Below are 18,912 nucleotides of genomic sequence, written 5' to 3'. Positions count from 1 at the left end.
TTGTTGCGGCGACGATGACGGCAGCACGGCAAGTGCAGTACCGACGACGACACGGCGGCGATTGCCGCCGCCGACGCACCTGCAGCCTTCAGTCGCTTCCCCTGCGCGCAGACGCATTGCCGGAGTCGCGCGCGTGCGCATCCTGGAACCGGTCCCAGGTCACCAAATGCCTCCGGGTCCCCTGTCTATACTCATCCCCAACCAGCTCCGACTCCTGCGAGCGCCAGCCAAGGAAGCCGCATGTCTCGTACCATCATCGCTTTGCTGCTCATGCTCTCGCTGGCTGCCGCGACCGTCAGCGCCACCGCAGCCCCCATCGTCTACGGCGTCAACGCGCACGACAGCCGTCCCGGCTACGCCATGACCCAGGCCGAGGCCCGCTTCAAACTGCTGGCAGCGCGCAACCTGCGCAGCTATCGGTTTGATGTCGACCCGCGCGACTACGCAACGCTGGATGCGCTAGTTCCCTTGGCGCGCAAGTACGGCATCACCCTGCGCCCGATGGTCTACCCGATGTCGCGCGAGATCGGCTACCAGCTGGCACGCCGCTATGCGGCCGACATCAAGGTCTGGGAGATCGGCAACGAACAGGATCTGGTGCGCGCCGAGGCCGATGCCCGCATCGCGGCAATGACCACGATGTACCTGGGCATGCGCCAGGCCTCCAACGAACTGGGTGCCGGCCTGCGCTTCACCATCAACATCACCGCCTGCAACAGCGACGACCGCAGCGCCAACGCACGCTGCCCCGGCGACCGCAATGGCTCGCTGTGGTTCCTGGCCAAGGCCAAGGCGGCCGGCTTCAATTTCGACCACATCAGCTTCCACTATTACGCCTTCCACCAGGATGCCGGCTACTGGAGCGCGTTGTACCTGGGCCAGCTGCGCACTGCCGCACGTACCTACAACACCCCGGTGTTCTTCAACGAGCTGAACTGTGCGGAGATTTATACAGGCAGCACCACTGGGGGCACCGCAGGTGATCGGGGCTGTTACGACAGCCTGGCGCAGCTATTGCGCAACGTGCGTGACAACTACGCCGACGTGGTGGCCGAGGTGAATGTCTATGAATTACTGGACCAGGCCACCATCCAGGGGCCCGAAGGCCATTTTGGCCTGATGTACGACCTGGCCCGACCAAAACCGCCCCTGGATCTGCTCACGCGGTTCGCCCAGCCGCCGGCCACCGCAGCGGCAGCCACGGCGTCAGCCGAGTGATCGGATTAGCCGTTCGCACTACTGCCCGCGATATCCGTTGGTGATCGGATAGCGCCGTTCGCGACCGAATGCACGCCGCGACACCTTGGGCCCGGGCGCGGACTGATGGCGCTTCCACTCGTTGAGCCGTACCAGGCGCAGCACATGCTCGACGGTATCGGCCGCGTAGCCTGCCGCAACGATGTCGTCGCGCGACTGCTCCTGATCGACGTAGCGATACAGGATGCCGTCGAGCACATCGTACGGCGGCAGCGAATCCTGGTCGGTCTGGTTGTCGCGCAACTCGGCCGACGGCGGGCGCGAGATCACCGCTGGCGGAATCACCGGCGCGCCGCCGACGGTGTTGCGCCATTTCGCCAGGCCGAACACCTCCGTCTTGTACAGGTCCTTGAGCGGCGCGTAGCCACCGCACATGTCGCCATAGATGGTGGCGTAACCCACTGCGTATTCGCTCTTGTTACCGGTGGTCAGCACCAGTCCGCCGAACTTGTTCGACAGCGCCATCAGGATCACGCCACGGCTGCGCGACTGCAGGTTTTCTTCGGTGATGTCCGGCTGTGTGCCGTCGAACATCGGCCCCAGCGCGCCGAGCAGGCCTTCGAAAGCCGGCTCGATCGCGATGGTCTCCAGCTTCACGCCCAGCGCGCGACATTGCTCGTCGGCCAGGTCGTTGGACAGATTGGCGGTGTAGCGCGACGGCAACCGCACGGCGGTCACGTTGTCGCCGCCCAGCGCATCCACCGCCATCGCCAACACCAGTGCCGAGTCGATGCCGCCAGACAAGCCCAGCCAGACCTTGCTGAAGCCGTTCTTGCGGCAATAGTCCTGCAGCCCGCGCACCACCGCGCGCCAGGCCAGCGCGTCCATGCTCTCGTCGCCGTCATCCACCCACACCACCGGAGTGAAGCTGCGCTCGCCGGCCGCGTAGTCCACCACCAGCCACTGGTCCACGAAGGCTGCAGCGGCGGGGTGCACGGTGCCGTCGCCATCGGCCACCACCGAGGCGCCATCGAACACCAGTGCATCCTGCCCGCCCACGACGTTGAGATAGGCAATCGCCGCCCCGCTCTCGCGGGTGCGTTCGGCCAGCAATGCATCGCGTTGCGCATGCTTGCCGCGCTCGTAGGGCGAGGCGTTAGGCACCAGCACCAACTCCGCGCCCGCCCGTACCGTGTTGGCCAACGGCTCGGCGAACCAGAGGTCTTCGCAGATCACCACGCCCACCCGCACGCCCTTGACCGTGACCACGCAGTTCTCGCCATCCGGGTCCACGTCGAAATAACGACGCTCGTCGAACACCGCATAGTTGGGCAATTCGCGCTTGCGGTAGGTGGCTTCGATCCGCCCGTCGCGCAACACGCTGGCGGCGTTGTAGACCACGCTGCCCGCGCTTTGCGGCCAGCCGACCACTGCCACGATGCCGCGCGTGGCGGCCGCAATCCGTGCCAGCGCCTGTTCGCAATGAGCGAGGAATCCCGGCCTTAACAGCAAGTCTTCCGGTGGATACCCGCTGATCGCCAACTCGGGAAACAGCACGATGTCGGCCTCGAACTCGTCGCGCGCCGCTGCGATGTACTCGATGATGCGATCGGTGTTCTGCGTCACGCCGCCGACCGGGAAGTCGAACTGGGCCATGGCGATGCGGAGGGTCTGGGACATATCGGCAGCCTTTTGCAGATTCCTACCGAACGCCGGAAGGAGGAAGAGAGAAGCGGGCAACGCACAGCCGTTGCGCAATCGCGTCGCAGAAAGCATCGGTGCGCGCCAGCACTTCATTATTCCAGAAGCGCAGCAACTGGAAGCCTTTTCGGTGCAGGAAGGGCTCGCGCGCGGCATCGGAGGGCGCCTCCAGATGTTGGCTGCCGTCAAGTTCTACGATGAGCGCACGTTCCAGGCAGGCGAAATCGGCGACATACGGGCCGACCGGACACTGCCTGCGGAACTTGAATCCCAACAGACGCCGATCACGCAGGCGGTACCAAAGCAAACGCTCGGCAGCGGTCATCTCGCGCCGCAAGGTTTTTGCAAAGCGGATCTTTTCACCGGTGCGCATCGGAAGCTCCCAGGTCTGGGGAGCTCACAGCTTGGTGTAGAGCGCCACTGCTCGCTATCGGCTGCGGCCGTTGGCGGGTGTAAGGAAAGCGCCCTCACCCCTGCCCCTCTCCCGCACGCGGGAGAGGGGAAATCCAGGGCGAATGGCAGTCGGTGGATCGGTCTGCGTATAACCTTCTGCTACTGCTACTGCTGCTGCTGCTGCTGCTGCTGCTGCTACTTCTGCTACTGCTACTTCTGCTACTGCTACTTCTGCTACTGCTACTGCTACTGCTACTTCTGCTTCTGCTTCTGCTGATGCTGCACAGTCGTAGCTCCTATCGCCACAACACTCACACCTGCGCTCGCCACTCCCTTCTCCCGCCTGCGGGAGAAGGTGCCCGAAGGGCGGATGAGGGCAAGCCGCCACGCCCCAACAACAAGAAAGGCCGCCCGAAGGCGGCCTTTCTGACGCTCACACGCTTGCGCGTGGGGCGTGCTTACTTCACCAGCGCAGCGATCGCCGCACCCAGATCGCCCGGCGAACGGACGGTCTTGACGCCAGCGGCTTCCATCGCCGCGAACTTGCCTTCGGCCGTGCCCTTGCCGCCCGATGCGATCGCGCCAGCATGGCCCATGCGCTTGCCGGCCGGCGCCGAAGCACCGGCGATGAAGCCGACGACCGGCTTCTTGACGTGGTTCTTGATGTACTCGGCACCGGCTTCCTCGGCGTCGCCGCCGATTTCGCCGACCATGATGATGCCTTCGGTCTGCGGGTCTTCATTGAACAGCTTGAGGCAGTCGACGAAGTTCAGGCCGTTGATCGGGTCGCCACCGATGCCGATGCAGGTGCTCTGGCCCAGGCCCACTTCGGTGGTCTGCTTGACCGCTTCATAGGTCAGCGTGCCCGAACGCGAGACGATGCCGATCTTGCCCGGCTTGTGGATGTGGCCCGGCATGATGCCGATCTTGCACTCGCCCGGGGTGATCACGCCGGGGCAGTTCGGCCCGATCAGCACGGTGTCCGGATGCGAACGGGTCAGCACGTTCTTGACGCGCAGCATGTCCAGCACCGGGATGCCTTCGGTGATGCACACGATGACCTTGATGCCAGCCGCAGCCGCTTCCAGGATCGCATCGGCCGCATACGGCGGCGGCACGTAGATCACCGAGGCGTCGGCGCCGGTGGCCTCGACCGCATCGGCGACGGTGTTGAACACCGGCAGATTGATATGGGTGGTGCCGCCCTTGCCGGGCGTCACGCCGCCGACGACCTGGGTGCCGTACTCGACCATCTGAGTGGCGTGGAAGGTGCCCTGCTGGCCGGTAAAGCCCTGCACGATCACCTTGGTGTTCTTGTTAATCAAAACGGACATGGATAATTCCTTCGGTGGCGTGGATCAGGCGGCGTTCTTGACAGCTTCAACGACTTTCTTGGCGCCGTCGTTGATGTTGTCGGCCGGGATGATGGCCATGCCGCTGTCGCGCAGCAGCTGCTTGCCTTCTTCCACGTTGGTGCCTTCCAGGCGCACCACGACCGGAACCTTGACGCCCACTTCCTTGACTGCGGCGATGATGCCTTCGGCGATCATGTCGCAGCGCACGATGCCGCCGAAGATGTTGACGAAGATGCCTTCGACCTTGTCCGAGGACAGGATCAGCTTGAACGCTTCGATGACGCGCTGCTTGTTCGCACCGCCGCCCACGTCCAGGAAGTTCGCCGGCTCGCCGCCATTGAGCTTGATGACGTCCATGGTGGCCATGGCCAGGCCTGCGCCGTTGACCATGCACCCGATGTTGCCGTCCATGGTGACGTAGTTGATGTCCAGCTCCGAAGCGGTCACTTCGGTTTCGTCTTCCTGCGTCTTGTCGCGCATGGCGACCAGCTGCTTCTGACGGAACGCGGCGTTGTCGTCGCTGTCGAACTTGCCGTCCAGCGCGTACAGGTTGCCGTCGTCCAGGATCGCCAGCGGGTTGATTTCAACCAGCGCCAGGTCCTTTTCGTTGAACAGCTTGTACAGGTTCACCATGATGCTGGCGAACTGGCCGGCCTGCTTGGCGTTCAGGCCGAGCTTGAAGCCGAAATCGCGGCCGTGGTAGCCCTGCACGCCTTCGACGAAATCGACATTGAGCGCGTGGATCAGCTCCGGGGTTTCGGCCGCCACCTGCTCGATCTCCACGCCACCCTCGCTGGAGGCGATGTAGGTGATGGTCTTGGTACCGCGGTCGACCAGGATCGACAGGTACAGCTCCTTGACGATCTCACCGGCGGTGGTGACCAGCACCAGGTTGATCGGCAGCTCGACACCGGCGGTCTGGTAGGTGGACATCTTGGTGCCGAGCATCTTGGCGGCTGCGGCCTTCACATCGTCGGTGGTCTTGCAGAACTTGACGCCGCCAGCCTTACCGCGGCCGCCCGCGTGGATCTGCGCTTTCACCATCCAGGGGCCATTGCCCAGGGAATTGGCGACTTCAACCGCTTCGTCCGGGGTCGCCGCGACCTTGCCGGCCGGAACGGGGATGCCGTACTCGGCAAGCAGCTGTTTTGACTGGTATTCGTGGAAATTCATGCGTCACCGTGGGAAAAGGAAACGACCGCTGCGTGCAACGCAGACCGCCGGGGCGGCACGTCATGGGACGCGAACGGGCCGCCTATTGTGGCCGACCACGCCGTGCGGCGCAAAATTGCCCGGGATTGGCCGCCCGATCGCAGCGCTTGCGCGCAGGCCGACTCTGTGCGCAGGCGCTGCGCAGACCGCGCACCTGCCTATACTCGCGGCTCGCTCCAGCGGGGAATCGGCTTGGCATCCATCGCATCGCTCATCGCCCGGATCCAGTCCGCGCCGCAGCGCGAGCTGTACTTTTTCTCGCTGTACCGGGTACTGGTGGCCGGCCTGATCGCCGCGCTGGTGTTCAGCCCCTTGTCCGACGCCATCCCCGAGCCGCGCTACCCGCGCCTGGCCGCCGGCGTGGCGATCGGCTACCTGTGCATGGCGATCCCGCTGCTGTTCTGGGGCCGCGGCGAACGTCGCCTTACCCCCACCGTGCTGTGCGCGGTAGTGGCCGACATCCTTGCCGCCACCCTGGCCACGCACGCCCTGCCCGGCGCCAGCGCCGGCATTGCGATGATGCTGCTGTTCAACGTGGCGGCCGCCTCCATCCTGCTGCGACTGCGCTACGGCATGAGCATCGCGGTACTCGCCAGCGCCGCCATCCTGCTGGAATACCTGTGGACCCTGCTCGAAGGCGGCGGCGCCACCCGCCCGGTGGCCGAACTTGCGATGTTTGCCACCAGTTACGTCGCGGTGGCCTTCATTTGCGAACAAATCGCCGCGCGCGCCCGTCGCAACCAGATGCTGGCCGAAGAACGCGGCGCCCAGGTCGCCAATCTGTACGAGATCAACGAGCTGATCATCCGGCGCATGCGCACCGGCGTGCTGGTGGTGGATACCCACAACCACATCTCGTTGGCCAACGAAGCGGCGCTGAGCTTGCTGGGCGATGGCGACCAACGCACCCCGTCCACCGACCTGTCGCTGGTGGCGCTCACCCCGGAACTGGCGCGCCGGCTGCAGCGCTGGCGTAGCGGCTGGCGCGAGGAAGAGGCGCCTCTGCAACTCGGCGCCGAACGCCCGGAAGTGCAACCGCGCTTCGTGCGCCTGCTTGCCGACAGCGACCTGGCACTGGTGTTCCTGGACGACGCCACGGTGGTGTCGCGACGTGCCGAATCGCTAACCCTGTCGGCCATGGGGCGCTTTTCGGCCAGCCTGGCGCACGAGATCCGCAACCCGCTGGCCGCAATCAGCTACGCCTCCCAATTGCTGGAAGAATCGCCGGACATCGGCGATGCCGACCGCCGCCTGCTGCAGATCATCCACCAGCAATGCCAGCGCACCAACGGCATCGTCGAAAGCGTCCTCGCGCTGGCGCGCCGGGAACGCGCCACCCCGGACAATCTGGACCTGGCCGCATTCGTGCGCCGCTTCGTGGTCGAATATCGCCAGACCTTGTCGATGGAAACCGACATCCTGGAGGCCAGCATCCAGGGGAGCTCCGTGCATGCGTTGGTCGACCCCAAGCACCTGCATCAGATCCTCACCGCGCTGGTGCACAACGCCCTCAAGTACGGCCGGGTGATGGACGAACCGGCACGCGTCAAGCTGCACGTCGAACGCCTCGAGCGCAAGGCAGTGATCGACGTGATCGACCGCGGGCCAGGCATCCCCGACGCCGTGGCGGCACAATTATTCCGCCCGTTCTACACCACCTCCGAGCACGGCACCGGCCTGGGCCTGTACATCGCCCAGGAACTCTGCCGCGCCAACCAGGCGCAACTGGACTACGTCTCGGTCCCGGGCGGTGGCGCGTGCTTCCGGATTTCGTTGCAAGGACCCAACGGATTGCTCGGCAAGTGAGTGCTCGGCTGTCGGCTGAGCGGGATGCCTGATGTGGCGATATCCAGCAGAGCAGCGACTTGTTCGATTGCAGAACATCGCATTGGCGAAGACGCAAACGCCATGCGGTACCTGGCCTGCAGGTCTTGCGGGCTTACGCAAGCAAGGCTTTCGTAGGCAGATGCGTTTGGCAACGCAGCGCATCGACAGCCATCGCCGACTGGCATCGGCAGCTTGCAAACGCGCTGAAAGCCGCAGTGACGCGCCCGCGCAGCAGGTGAATCGTTGGGCCGCCACCTGCTCGACAATTGTCGACCATCATCACGCTGGGCTATCGTGCGTCCCATGAACGAACCCAAAAGCGCCCTGGTTGTCGATGACGAGCGTGATATCCGCGAGTTGCTTGTTCTCACCCTGGGCCGCATGGGCCTGCGCATCAGCACTGCTGCCAACCTGGCCGAAGCGCGCGAGTTGCTGGCCAACAATCCCTACGATCTGTGCCTGACCGACATGCGTTTGCCGGACGGCAACGGCATCGAACTGGTCACCGAAATCGCAAAACACTATCCGCAGACGCCGGTGGCGATGATCACCGCGTTCGGCAGCATGGACCTGGCCGTGGAAGCACTGAAAGCCGGCGCCTTCGATTTCGTCAGCAAGCCGGTCGACATCGGCGTGCTGCGCGGCCTGGTCAAGCACGCGCTGGAATTGAACAACCGCGACCGCCCTGCTCCGCCACCGCCGCCACCGGAACAGGCCAGCCGCCTGCTCGGCGACTCCAGTGCCATGGAAATCCTGCGCGCCACCATCAGCAAGGTCGCGCGCAGCCAGGCGCCGGTCTACATCGTTGGGGAATCGGGCGTGGGCAAGGAGCTGGTCGCACGCACCATCCACGAACAAGGCGCACGTGCCGCCGGCCCGTTCGTGCCGGTCAACTGCGGCGCCATTCCCGCCGAGCTGATGGAAAGCGAATTCTTCGGCCACAAGAAAGGCAGCTTCACCGGCGCGCATGCCGACAAGCCCGGGCTGTTCCAGGCCGCGCATGGAGGCACGCTGTTTCTGGACGAAGTGGCCGAATTGCCGTTGCAGATGCAGGTCAAGCTGCTGCGCGCGATCCAGGAAAAGTCGGTGCGACCGGTCGGCGCATCCAGCGAATCGCTGGTGGATGTGCGCATCCTCTCGGCCACCCACAAGGACCTGGGCGACCTGGTCTCCGACGGCCGCTTTCGGCATGACCTGTACTACCGCATCAACGTGATCGAGTTGCGTGTGCCGCCGCTGCGCGAACGCGGTGGCGACCTGCCGCAGCTGGCCGCTGCCATCATCGCGCGCCTGGCGCACAGCCACGGCCGCCCCATTCCGCTGCTGACCCAATCCGCACTCGACGCCTTGAATCACTACGGCTTCCCCGGCAACGTGCGCGAACTGGAAAACATCCTCGAACGCGCCCTGGCCCTGGCCGAAGACGACCAGATCAGCGCTACCGACCTGCGCTTGCCCGCGCACGGCGGCCACCGGTTGGCCGCCCCCCCAGGAGGCGCCGCGGCCGAACCGCGCGAAGCCGTCGTCGACATCGACCCCGCCTCGGCCGCGCTGCCGTCCTACATCGAGCAACTGGAACGCGCCGCGATCCAGAAGGCGCTGGAAGAAAACCGCTGGAACAAGACCAAGACTGCTGCGCAGTTGGGCATCACGTTTCGGGCGCTGCGTTACAAGCTGAAGAAGCTGGGGATGGAGTAGCAGAGCAGGGAATCGGGAGTGGGGAATCGGGAATCGTAAAAGCGCAGTTGCCGGTCTCGATGGCCTGTGTGGGAGACACTGCGGTGGACTGGCTCATGCGTCAGCTCCCGGTAGTCGGCTGGAATGCTCGACGCTGTTGTCCAGACAAAACAGCCTAGACCGTATGGGTCCCAGGCTGTTCGGGGTCACCAAGCTGTTCCGATTCCCTGATCCGACTCCCCGATTCCCAGCCCTTCGTCCTTGGTTACTCGAGTGATTTCCGCCAGGCCGGTCACCGCGTGCGCAGCCTTCATCAACGCCGACTGCCGAAAATCGCGGATACCGATCGCCTGCGCGGCCTCGGCGATCTGCGTCGCCGTGCCGCCCTCTTCTCCCGCTTACCGAAGATCGCGTTGCAGCTTTCTTCTCCCGCTTGCGGGAGAAGGTGCCCGAAGGGCGGATGAGGGCGCTTAGTCCTTCGTCACACGATTGATCTCGGCCAGGCTGGTCACCCCATGCGCAGCCTTCATCAACGCCGACTGCCGCAAATCGCGGATACCGATCGCCTACGCGGCCTCGGCAATCTGCATCGCCGTCCCGCCCTCTTCTCCCGCTTGCGGGAGAAGGTGCCCGAAGGGCGGATGAGGGCGCTTAGTCCTTCGTCACACGATTGATCTCGGCCAGGCTAGTCACCCCATTCGCAGCCTTCATCAACGCCGACTGCCGCAAATCGCGGATACCGATCGCCTGCGCGGCCTCGGCGATCTGCATCGCATCGCCGCCTTCCAGCACGATCGCGCCGATCTCGTCGGTCATCGGCATCACCTGGTAGATACCGGTACGCCCCTTGTAGCCTTCGGTGCACTCATCGCAACCGACCGCCTCATACAGCTCGATCCCGGCGGCAAGCTGGGCAGGCGTGAATCCTTCGGCCAGCAATGCGTTGTCAGGCAGCGTCGACTTGCGCTTGCAGTTGTTGCACAAGCGCCGCGCCAGACGCTGCGCGATCACCAGCGTCACCGACGAGGTGATGTTGTAGGGCGCGATGCCCATGTTCATCAGACGCGCGATGGTCTGCGGCGCATCGTTGGTGTGCAATGTCGACAGCACCATGTGACCCGTCTGCGCCGCCTTGATCGCAATCTCGGCAGTCTCCAGGTCACGGATTTCGCCGACCATGATGATGTCCGGATCCTGTCGCAGGAACGAGCGCAAAGCCGCGGCGAAGGTCATGCCACGCTTGTTGTTCTGCTGCACCTGATTGACGCCAGGCAAGCGGATTTCGACCGGATCCTCCGCGGTGGAGATATTGCGCGTCTCGTCGTTGAGAATTCCCAGCGCGGTGTACAACGACACCGTCTTGCCCGAGCCGGTCGGCCCGGTCACCAGCACCATGCCATAGGGCTTGTGGATCGCTTCCAGGAACAGCTTCTGTTGGTCCGGCTCGTAGCCCAGCTTGTCGATGCCCAGCTTGGCCGCGCTGCCGTCCAGGATACGCAGCACCACCTTCTCGCCGAACAGGGTCGGCAAGGTGCTGACACGGAAGTCGATCTGCTTGGTCTTGGACAGGTTGAGCTTGATGCGCCCGTCCTGCGGCACCCGCTTCTCGGCGATATCCAGCTGCGACATCACCTTCAACCGCGCTGCGATGCGCTGGTTCAGCTTCACCGGCGCCTTGGCCACGTTCTTCAACAGGCCATCGATGCGCAAGCGCACCCGGTAGTCGTCTTCATACGGCTCGAAATGGATGTCCGAGGCTCCCCGCCGGATCGCATCCACCAGCACCTTGTTGACGAACTTCACCACCGGCGTGTCGTCGCCCTTGGCATCGACCCCGGAATCCCCGCCGGCGCCCATGTCCTCGTCCCCGACCGACACGTCCAGGTTGTCCATCCCCTCGTCGTCGTCGCCGAGCGACGCACCCAGCGCCGCATTGCTGGCCTGCCACTGCTCCAGCGTGCGCCGGATCTGGTCCTCGTCGACCAGGATCGGCTCGACCACCAGGTTCGTATGGAACTTGATGTCGTCCAGCGCCCTGGTCTGGGTCGGGTTGCTCACCCCCACGAACAACCGGTTGCCGCGCTTGAACAGCGGCAGCACCTGGTGCTTCTGGAGCAACTCCTCGCTGACCAGCTTGACCGCATTCTGGCTGGCATCGAATACCGACACGTCCAGCAGCGGCATGCCGAACTCGACCGCGTTGGCGGCGGCGAGCTGCGATGCGGTGACCAGCTTCTTCTCGGAGAACCATTGCGGCAAGGGAATCTTGGCTGCCGCAGCCTGGTCCATTGCAGCGCGGGCAGCGGACTCGTCGATCGCGCCATCCTGAACCAGACGCCGAGCGATTCCAGTGATACCAACCAGATTAGCCGTTCCCATGACACTCATAGCAATTACTCACGAGCGATATAGTCGAGGATATCTCAAACTCAAGGCGATTTGAGCTATTGTTCGCTCAAAAAAATGGCCCCACCTGTTAAGTGGGGCCATCCTTAAGCATTATTACGCACCAATACTATGCATTAGGTGCACTTACCCGGCTTGTACTTCGCGTCCAGATCAGACGAGCAGCTCCACAGACCAGTCGCGGCGTCGCGGGTCCAGGTCAAGTTCTTGCCATTGAACTTCGTCGCGTTTCCACCACGGGTGGCGCAAACGATGGTGGTGGCAGTGACCGTCACGGTGCAATACGAGGTAGTACCACCCACGCCGATGTAGCCTGCGTCAGCAGCGGCGGTGCTAGGGGTCTTACCTTCGTTGGTTGCCTGCTCGAAGCCAACCTTTCCGGGAGTGATTTCAGCAAGGGCAGATGCGGCCTGCGACTTCACCACATAGTCCTGATAGGCCGGCAGCGCGATGGCGGCCAGAATGGCGATGATCGCAACAACGATCATCAGTTCGATCAGCGTAAAACCTTGCTGCTTTTTCATAGATATCCCCAAGAAGATGTTGAGTTAAGTTGTTCGCCCGCGGGCACTCCCTTCGGACAGCGCGCGGCCGTATACCGCGTTGCAAGAGCATGCCAAGCAGGAACTATGCCAAGTCCACAATCATCCGCCTGTTCTGCGCTTGCGACAGATGATGCCAGGCATTTCATCGATTGCATGTACCAAACAACCAATCTGCGAGCAAGTCGCCAGTAGGACAAACAAGGTCCAAAGGTGACACAAACTGTCAACCACATCATCACATCCTGAAGCCCCCCCCCTTCCTCCGGGGATGCCATCTTTGCTGGAACCCGCTACCATCGTCCCGTAATTCGCCTGGGGAAGGCGGATGGGGATCGATATGTCAACAGCACCTAGCGCTTCAAAAAATAGACCAGCACCCGCAACTCAATTGAGCCCGTTTGTCTGGGAGGGGAAAGACAAGCGCGGCGCAACAATGAAGGGAGAGCAGACAGCGCGCAACGCCAACCTACTGCGTGCCGAATTACGTAGGCAGGGGATCACACCCACTGTGGTGAAACCCAAGCCGAAACCTCTTTTTGGCGCAGCGGGCAAGAAGGTTACCGCCAAAGACATTGCTTTCTTTAGCCGGCAGATGGCAACGATGATGAAATCTGGCGTGCCAATCGTCGGCGCCTTGGAAATCATCGGCGAAGGACAAAAAAACCCTCGCATGCGCACGATGGTCGGTCAAGTCCGCACTGACATTGAAGGCGGATCTTCGTTGTACGAGGCGATCAGCAAGCATCCTGTGCAGTTTGACGAGTTGTACCGGAACTTGGTCCGAGCAGGTGAAGGCGCTGGCGTGCTTGAAACGGTGCTGGACACCATCGCCAGTTACAAGGAAAACATCGAGGCGCTCAAGGGCAAAATCAAAAAGGCACTATTCTACCCCGCCATGGTAATGGCTGTAGCTCTTCTGGTTAGTTCTATCCTTCTGATCTGGGTTGTTCCGCAATTTGAAGACGTTTTCAAAGGATTTGGTGCCGAACTCCCCGCTTTCACTCAAATGATCGTCAGCGCGTCGCGCTTCATGGTCTCATGGTGGTGGGCACTGTTACTCCTAATCGTCGGAGCGATCGGAGGAATGATATTTGCCTATAAACGCTCTCCGGCGATGCAACACAGCTTGGATCGACTTGTATTGAAGGTTCCGGTCATTGGGCAGATCATGCATAACAGTTCTGTCGCCAGGTTTGCCCGAACAACAGCAGTTACCTTTAAGGCAGGTGTCCCTCTGGTAGAGGCACTGAGTATTGTTGCGGGCGCCACTGGGAGCTCGGTCTACGAGGCAGCAGTGCTTCGTATGCGAGACGATGTTTCGGTCGGATATCCAGTAAACGTAGCGATGAAGCAAGTTGGCCTCTTCCCGCACATGGTGGTGCAAATGACCGCTATCGGTGAAGAAGCAGGCGCGCTCGACACCATGCTTTTCAAGGTCGCGGAGTACTTCGAGCAGGAAGTTAACAACGCAGTCGACGCTCTAAGCAGTCTCTTAGAGCCACTGATCATGGTGTTCATTGGTACCATCGTCGGCGGCATGGTCATCGGCATGTACCTGCCTATCTTCAAGCTCGCCTCGGTGGTTGGATAAGACGTAATGGCATTTCTCGACCAGCATCCCGGTCTCGGCTTTCCCGCCGCGGCCGGACTGGGACTGCTGATCGGCAGCTTCCTGAACGTGGTGATCCTGCGCTTGCCCAAGCGCATGGAGTGGCAGTGGCGGCGCGATGCGCGCGAGATCCTAGAGCTGCCGGACATCTATGAGCCGCCGCCGCCGGGGATCGTGGTGGAGCCGTCGCACGACCCGGTCACCGGCGACAAGCTCAAGTGGTGGGAGAACATCCCGCTCTTCAGCTGGCTGATGCTGCGCGGCAAGTCGCGCTACAGCGGCAAGCCGATCTCGATTCAGTATCCACTGGTCGAGTTGCTCACCTCCATCCTGTGCGTCGCCAGCGTGTGGCGCTTCGGCTTTGGCTGGCAGGGCTTCGGCGCGATCGTGCTGAGCTGCTTTCTTGTGGCAATGTCGGGCATCGACCTGCGCCACAAGCTGCTGCCCGACCAGTTGACCCTGCCGTTGATGTGGTTGGGGCTCGTCGGATCGATGGACAACCTCTACATGCCGGCCAAGCCTGCTCTGCTGGGCGCGGCGGTCGGCTATGTGTCGCTATGGACGGTGTGGTGGTTGTTCAAGCAGCTCACCGGCAAGGAAGGCATGGGCCACGGCGACTTCAAGTTGCTGGCCGCGCTTGGCGCGTGGTGCGGGTTGAAAGGCATCCTGCCGATCATCCTGATCTCCTCGCTCGTCGGCGCCATCCTCGGCTCGATCTGGCTGGTGGCCAAGGGCCGCGACCGCGCCACCCCGATCCCGTTCGGCCCCTACCTGGCCATTGCTGGCTGGGTGGTGTTCTTTTGGGGCAACGACCTGGTGGACGGCTACCTGCACTTCGCAGGCCTGCGTTGACCCTGGCGCGACGATGAGCGACTTCATCGTCGGCCTTACGGGCGGCATCGCCTCCGGCAAGAGCGCGCTGGCCGCCGAGTTCGAGAAGCTGGGTGTACCGGTGATCGATGCCGATGTGATTGCGCGGCAGGTCGTGGAGCCCGGCCCCATCCTTGATGCCATCGCCGATCGCTTCGGGCGCGCCATCTTGTTGCCGGATGGCATGCTGGACCGCCAAGCCTTGCGCCAAATTGTCTTTGCCGATCCAATTCAACGGAAGGCGCTCGAAGCCATCACTCACCCCGCCATCCGCGCCGAGCTGCATCGCGCGGCACTGGCTGCTCGGGGACCGTATACGATCGTGGCGATCCCGCTGCTCGCTGAAGCCGGGGGACGTGCCACCTACCCATGGCTGGACCGCATCCTAGTCGTCGATGTCCCGGCCGTCTTGCAGCACGCGCGCCTGATGCGGCGCGATGGCGCAACACCCGAATTGGCGAACCGGATGATCGCCGCGCAGGCAACGCGCGAACAGCGAGAAGCCATCGCCGACGATGTTGTTAGCAACGACCGCACTCCGGAACGATTGGAGCAGGAAGCTCGCAGGTTGGATGTTGCCTATCGGGTAGCCGCCTCAGAGCGTTAGCGCTTGATCGTAGGCAAAGATGGTGCGGCCATGGTTGCAAACGATGTCACGAGCATCGGCGAAAACGCTACTTTTCGTACTGCAGGAGTGCAGACAATGCGCCCAAGTGACACTTCGGGCATAGTTGCATGAATACACCCCTTACCCCAGCCATTATTTTAGCCATCAAGGAAGAGAGCAATGCATGCCCGAAGCAGTAATTCATGTATCACCCAATCGAATAATTCACCGGTACTTTCTCAAAAGCGTTTGACGGGAATTGCGCTGCAACAAGTATCAAGACTTATTTTAATGACGGCGCTCTGCCCTTCTGCATCTGCTGTGCTCGCTCAGGACTTCGAAGTTAGCAAAATCCCACCGCTACCCGGTGAATTCAATCCGGAGATTGATAATTATGGAGCTGGCTGCCGGATCCTCCAATGTGGAGGACAAGGAAATGGACTATGGAATGGACAACCCGCATCAATCGTGGTTATCAGCTACACAGGGCCGGAGGGACCAGAACTTCGCCCGTACATTGCGGCTGGATTTTCAAGTGCAAATAATTGCACCACAGACAATTCCACTTGCCGACCTTCAAGCAGCGGTTATTTCCCTACATTGTTGGCAAAACATTGGCAATGCCCAGCTGGATTTGACCCCAATCCAAGCAACTTCATGACATGCATTCGTCGGCCCATCGATCCGGGCAAGAACAATGAGTGCGATTCTCCAACATCGGGTTCCTGCACCGCAGGAAATCCGGTCAATTTTTTTACTGGCAGCAAGCTACAGAAAGATATAGATTTCTCTGCACCCACAACTAAACTCCAATTCGCTCGCTTTTACACCAGCGGAAATATTGGGCTTGATGCCGGCTCTCCGCTAGGCATTGAGTGGCGACATTCTTATATGCGGTCCATCAGAGCCAACTTAACGTCAGGCGCAAAAACCGTTCTGCTCACAAGACCAAGTGGCAACTCTTATTTGTTCAAGGACGAGGGAAGTGGCGAATGGCATGCGGAAAGCGACGTGCGCTATGTACTCGAGGAAGTTAGGGAGGACGGGACGCTGGTGAGCTGGCATGTCCACGCTCCCGATCAGACCATTGAAGAGTTTGATGCAGCTGGCAACTTGCAGAAAATTGACTACCCTGACGGCGATTTTATAACCCTTCGCTATAATGAAGGAAAAGTTTCAATAGCGACTGATGCAAGCGGGCGAAGTATTGCCTTTTCGTACAAATATGGGCACCTAGATTTTATTACGCTGCCGGATGGGGGGAGGCTGACATATGCGTTTGATGATAAGAACCGATTGCAAAGCGCCTCGACGCAGGATGGCTCAGTCAGATCCTATCTCTACCAAGACAACAACTTCCCCAGTGCCCTGACGGGAATCGTCGATGAGCAAGGCACCCGATTCGCATCCTGGGAGTACGATCAGTCAGGCCGCGGAACACGCAGCTATCATGGCGCAGCCTCGGATCCGGTGGATGACACAAAGATCGCCTACGACCAGAGCTCGGCGACGGTAACGAGCGCGCTAGGCGCTTCCTCTTCGTTTGCCATGAACGTCAGCTACGGGCGAGCCAAATTTGCGTCGGAAACTGCCAATTGTCCTACGTGCGGTACCTCGCAGAACATCAAGAGCCAAACTTACGATGTCTTGGGCTATGCCGATGTCAAGCAGTACTTCAATGGCACGAAGATAGATGAAGATTACAACGCGCGCGGACTTCGCACCCTGGAAACAACATCGCGCGACGGCCTGACCATAAAAAAAGTTGCAGTCGACTGGCATCCCACTCTCCCCACCCCCATCGCCAGATCGATTTATTCTGGCGCTGGCGACCTCTATCAGAAGCAGGAATGGACGCTCACCCAACGTGGACAGATCCTGACTTCCGCTATCACGGATGGTAAAACCGGTACTGTCAGAAAAGATGTGAGCAGCTTCTGCGAACAATCAGATGTTGATGCGGGTTCCAATTGCCCACGCGCGGGGTTGCAACTGACAGCCCAGCACTACGATGGCACTCAATGGCGAATTACGCGCTTCAACTACTACATGACCGATGACGCAGGCTGCGCTTCTTCCACCAGCAGCTGCCCGCACCGCAAAGGCGACCGATGGAAAATCACCAACGCCCTCGGCCAAGTCATCGAGTACCTCGCCTACGATGGCGCAGGCCGTCCGCTGTCCGTTAAGGACGCCAACGGCATCGTCACCGACTACAGCTATCACCCGCGCGGTTGGCTGACCGCCGCCAAGGTGCGTGGCGCCGATGCCTCTAGCGAGGCCGATGACCGCATCACGCGCATCGACTACTGGCCCACCGGCCTGGTCAGGCAGGTCACCCAGCCCGATGGCGCGTTCACTGCCTTCACCTACGATGCGGCGCATCGGCTGACCGACATCACCGACAACGCGGGCAATACCGTCCACTACACGCTGGACAACGCCGGCAATCGCGTCAAGGAAGACACCAAGGACGCGGCCGGCACGTTGAAGCGCACGCTCTCGCGCGTGTACAACCAGCTCGGTCAGCTCAAGACCCAGGCCACTGCCGCCAGCGACCCCACCGACTTCGCGTACGACGCCAACGGCAACGCCACCAAAGTGACCGATGCGCTGGCAACCGCGACGCAGAGCGAGTACGACCCGCTCAATCGCCTCTCGCGCACGCTGCAGGATGTCGCCGGCATCAAGGCCGACACCAAGTTCGAATACGACGCACTCGACAACCTGACCAAGGTCACCGACCCCAAGGGTCTGGACACCACCTACGACTACAACGGCTTCGGCGAGTTGGTGAAGCTCACCAGCCCGGACACCGGCGTCACCAGTTACACCTACGACAGCGCCGGCAACCGCGCCACCCAGACCGACGCGCGCGGCAGCACCACCGCCTACAGCTATGACGCGCTCAATCGCCTGACCAAAGTCACCTACCCCACCACCAGCCTCAACGTCACCTACACCTACGACGTGACGCAGACGGCGTGCACCAGCGGCGAGACGTTTTCGATCGGTCGCCTGACCAAGATGCAGGACGGTGGCGCCATCACCCAGTACTGCTACAACCGCTTCGGCGATCTGGTGCGCAAGGTACAGACCAGCAACGGCACCGCGCTGGTGCTGCGTTACGACTACACCGTCGGCGGCCAGTTGCGGCGGATGACGTATCCCGACGGGGCTGTGGTCGATTACGTGCGCAATGCACAAGGCCAGACCACGCAAATTGGCGTCACGCCCGCCGGCGGCAGCCGGCAGGTGCTGTTGGGCAACGCCAGCTACTACCCGTTCGGCCCCGCTGCCGGCTGGACCTATGGCAATGGCCGCACCCTCGCCCGCCAGTACGATCTGGACTATCGCCCGCAGGCCATCCAGGACACCCGCCCGGGTGGGCTGGACGTGGGCTTCGGTTTCGACCCGGCCGGCAACCTCACCGCGCTGACGCCCGCAGGCAATCCCACGCCGGAGATCGGCCTGGGCTACGACGCGCTGGGCCGCCTGACCGGCCTCAAGGAC

At 62.0% G+C, this 18,912-nt stretch carries 13 protein-coding genes and 2 pseudogenes; 8 read left to right on the top strand and 7 right to left on the bottom strand.

What is annotated here, in order from left to right:
- The first annotated feature begins 240 nt into the window (after positions 1–240).
- Positions 241–1,218: a hypothetical protein gene (locus EO156_RS00120; protein WP_016850705.1), complete on the top strand. Its 978-nt coding sequence runs from the start codon at positions 241–243 to the stop codon at positions 1,216–1,218.
- 18 nt (positions 1,219–1,236) lie between these two features.
- Here EO156_RS00120 and EO156_RS00115 read toward each other — a convergent pair whose 3' ends face one another.
- From EO156_RS00115 to sucC, 5 genes and pseudogenes are all read right to left on the bottom strand, one after another.
- Positions 1,237–2,877 carry an NAD+ synthase gene (locus EO156_RS00115; RefSeq protein WP_016850706.1) on the bottom strand — a complete coding sequence of 547 codons (1,641 nt, stop codon included), beginning with the start codon at positions 2,875–2,877 and terminating at the stop codon, positions 1,237–1,239.
- Between the two features lie 22 nt (positions 2,878–2,899).
- Positions 2,900–3,271, bottom strand: a complete 372-nt coding sequence (locus tag EO156_RS00110) for an endonuclease domain-containing protein (protein ID WP_016850707.1) — start codon at positions 3,269–3,271, stop codon at positions 2,900–2,902.
- Between the two features lie 54 nt (positions 3,272–3,325).
- Positions 3,326–3,576, bottom strand: a pseudogene (locus tag EO156_RS24245) (hypothetical protein).
- Positions 3,577–3,749: 173 nt separating this feature from the next.
- Complete coding sequence (gene sucD, locus EO156_RS00105; RefSeq protein ID WP_005921370.1) at positions 3,750–4,625, bottom strand: succinate--CoA ligase subunit alpha; 876 nt, start codon at positions 4,623–4,625, stop codon at positions 3,750–3,752.
- 24 nt (positions 4,626–4,649) lie between these two features.
- Positions 4,650–5,819 carry an ADP-forming succinate--CoA ligase subunit beta gene (gene sucC / locus EO156_RS00100; RefSeq protein ID WP_005915812.1) on the bottom strand — a complete coding sequence of 390 codons (1,170 nt, stop codon included), beginning with the start codon at positions 5,817–5,819 and terminating at the stop codon, positions 4,650–4,652.
- 231 nt (positions 5,820–6,050) lie between these two features.
- Between sucC and EO156_RS00095 the strand changes: the two genes are divergently transcribed.
- A complete protein-coding gene (locus tag EO156_RS00095; RefSeq protein WP_016850708.1) occupies positions 6,051–7,664 on the top strand; it encodes a HAMP domain-containing sensor histidine kinase in 1,614 nt (537 codons plus the stop codon).
- Between the two features lie 264 nt (positions 7,665–7,928).
- Positions 7,929–9,383 (top strand): sigma-54 dependent transcriptional regulator, encoded by a 1,455-nt coding sequence (locus EO156_RS00090; protein ID WP_016850709.1) that lies wholly within the window; start codon positions 7,929–7,931, stop codon positions 9,381–9,383.
- 630 nt (positions 9,384–10,013) lie between these two features.
- Here EO156_RS00090 and pilB read toward each other — a convergent pair.
- Positions 10,014–11,750 carry a type IV-A pilus assembly ATPase PilB gene (gene pilB / locus EO156_RS00075; RefSeq protein ID WP_029828360.1) on the bottom strand — a complete coding sequence of 579 codons (1,737 nt, stop codon included), beginning with the start codon at positions 11,748–11,750 and terminating at the stop codon, positions 10,014–10,016.
- Between the two features lie 134 nt (positions 11,751–11,884).
- On the bottom strand, positions 11,885–12,292 hold the full coding sequence (locus EO156_RS00070; RefSeq protein ID WP_016849608.1) for a pilin: 408 nt from the start codon (positions 12,290–12,292) through the stop codon (positions 11,885–11,887).
- Between the two features lie 358 nt (positions 12,293–12,650).
- Between EO156_RS00070 and EO156_RS00065 the strand changes: the two genes are divergently transcribed.
- The 5 genes and pseudogenes from EO156_RS00065 to EO156_RS00050 all read left to right on the top strand — a co-directional run.
- Entirely contained in the window at positions 12,651–13,904 is a 1,254-nt protein-coding gene (locus EO156_RS00065) for a type II secretion system F family protein (protein WP_026006934.1), read from the top strand.
- Between the two features lie 6 nt (positions 13,905–13,910).
- Positions 13,911–14,774: an A24 family peptidase gene (locus tag EO156_RS00060; protein ID WP_016849610.1), complete on the top strand. Its 864-nt coding sequence runs from the start codon at positions 13,911–13,913 to the stop codon at positions 14,772–14,774.
- 13 nt (positions 14,775–14,787) lie between these two features.
- The gene (gene coaE, locus EO156_RS00055) at positions 14,788–15,399 is read left to right on the top strand and encodes a dephospho-CoA kinase (protein WP_016849611.1); all 612 of its coding nucleotides are present in this window, start codon (positions 14,788–14,790) and stop codon (positions 15,397–15,399) included.
- Between the two features lie 394 nt (positions 15,400–15,793).
- Entirely contained in the window at positions 15,794–16,060 is a 267-nt protein-coding gene (locus EO156_RS23840; RefSeq protein ID WP_154666337.1) for a hypothetical protein, read from the top strand.
- Positions 16,061–16,074: 14 nt separating this feature from the next.
- Positions 16,075–18,912: pseudogene (locus tag EO156_RS00050) on the top strand (DUF6531 domain-containing protein); the annotation flags it as partial.

This window comes from Xanthomonas sp. DAR33341, assembly GCF_003992815.1.
Lineage (GTDB): Bacteria > Pseudomonadota > Gammaproteobacteria > Xanthomonadales > Xanthomonadaceae > Xanthomonas > Xanthomonas cissicola.
Note: the sequence above shows the minus strand (reverse complement) of the source record. Positions and strands in the feature narration are given on the sequence as shown.

Bases quoted from the DNA above. Each gene is read 5' to 3' on its own strand.
- pilB (WP_029828360.1), bottom strand. From the start codon at position 11,750: ATGAGTGTCATGGGAACGGCTAATCTGGTTGGTATCACTGGAATCGCT.
- EO156_RS00060 (WP_016849610.1), top strand. From the start codon at position 13,911: ATGGCATTTCTCGACCAGCATCCCGGTCTCGGCTTTCCCGCCGCGGCC.
- sucD (WP_005921370.1), bottom strand. From the start codon at position 4,625: ATGTCCGTTTTGATTAACAAGAACACCAAGGTGATCGTGCAGGGCTTT.
- EO156_RS00070 (WP_016849608.1), bottom strand. From the start codon at position 12,292: ATGAAAAAGCAGCAAGGTTTTACGCTGATCGAACTGATGATCGTTGTT.
- EO156_RS00110 (WP_016850707.1), bottom strand. From the start codon at position 3,271: ATGCGCACCGGTGAAAAGATCCGCTTTGCAAAAACCTTGCGGCGCGAG.
- coaE (WP_016849611.1), top strand. From the start codon at position 14,788: ATGAGCGACTTCATCGTCGGCCTTACGGGCGGCATCGCCTCCGGCAAG.
- EO156_RS00065 (WP_026006934.1), top strand. From the start codon at position 12,651: ATGTCAACAGCACCTAGCGCTTCAAAAAATAGACCAGCACCCGCAACT.
- sucC (WP_005915812.1), bottom strand. From the start codon at position 5,819: ATGAATTTCCACGAATACCAGTCAAAACAGCTGCTTGCCGAGTACGGC.
- EO156_RS00115 (WP_016850706.1), bottom strand. From the start codon at position 2,877: ATGTCCCAGACCCTCCGCATCGCCATGGCCCAGTTCGACTTCCCGGTC.
- EO156_RS00120 (WP_016850705.1), top strand. From the start codon at position 241: ATGTCTCGTACCATCATCGCTTTGCTGCTCATGCTCTCGCTGGCTGCC.
- EO156_RS23840 (WP_154666337.1), top strand. From the start codon at position 15,794: ATGGAGCTGGCTGCCGGATCCTCCAATGTGGAGGACAAGGAAATGGAC.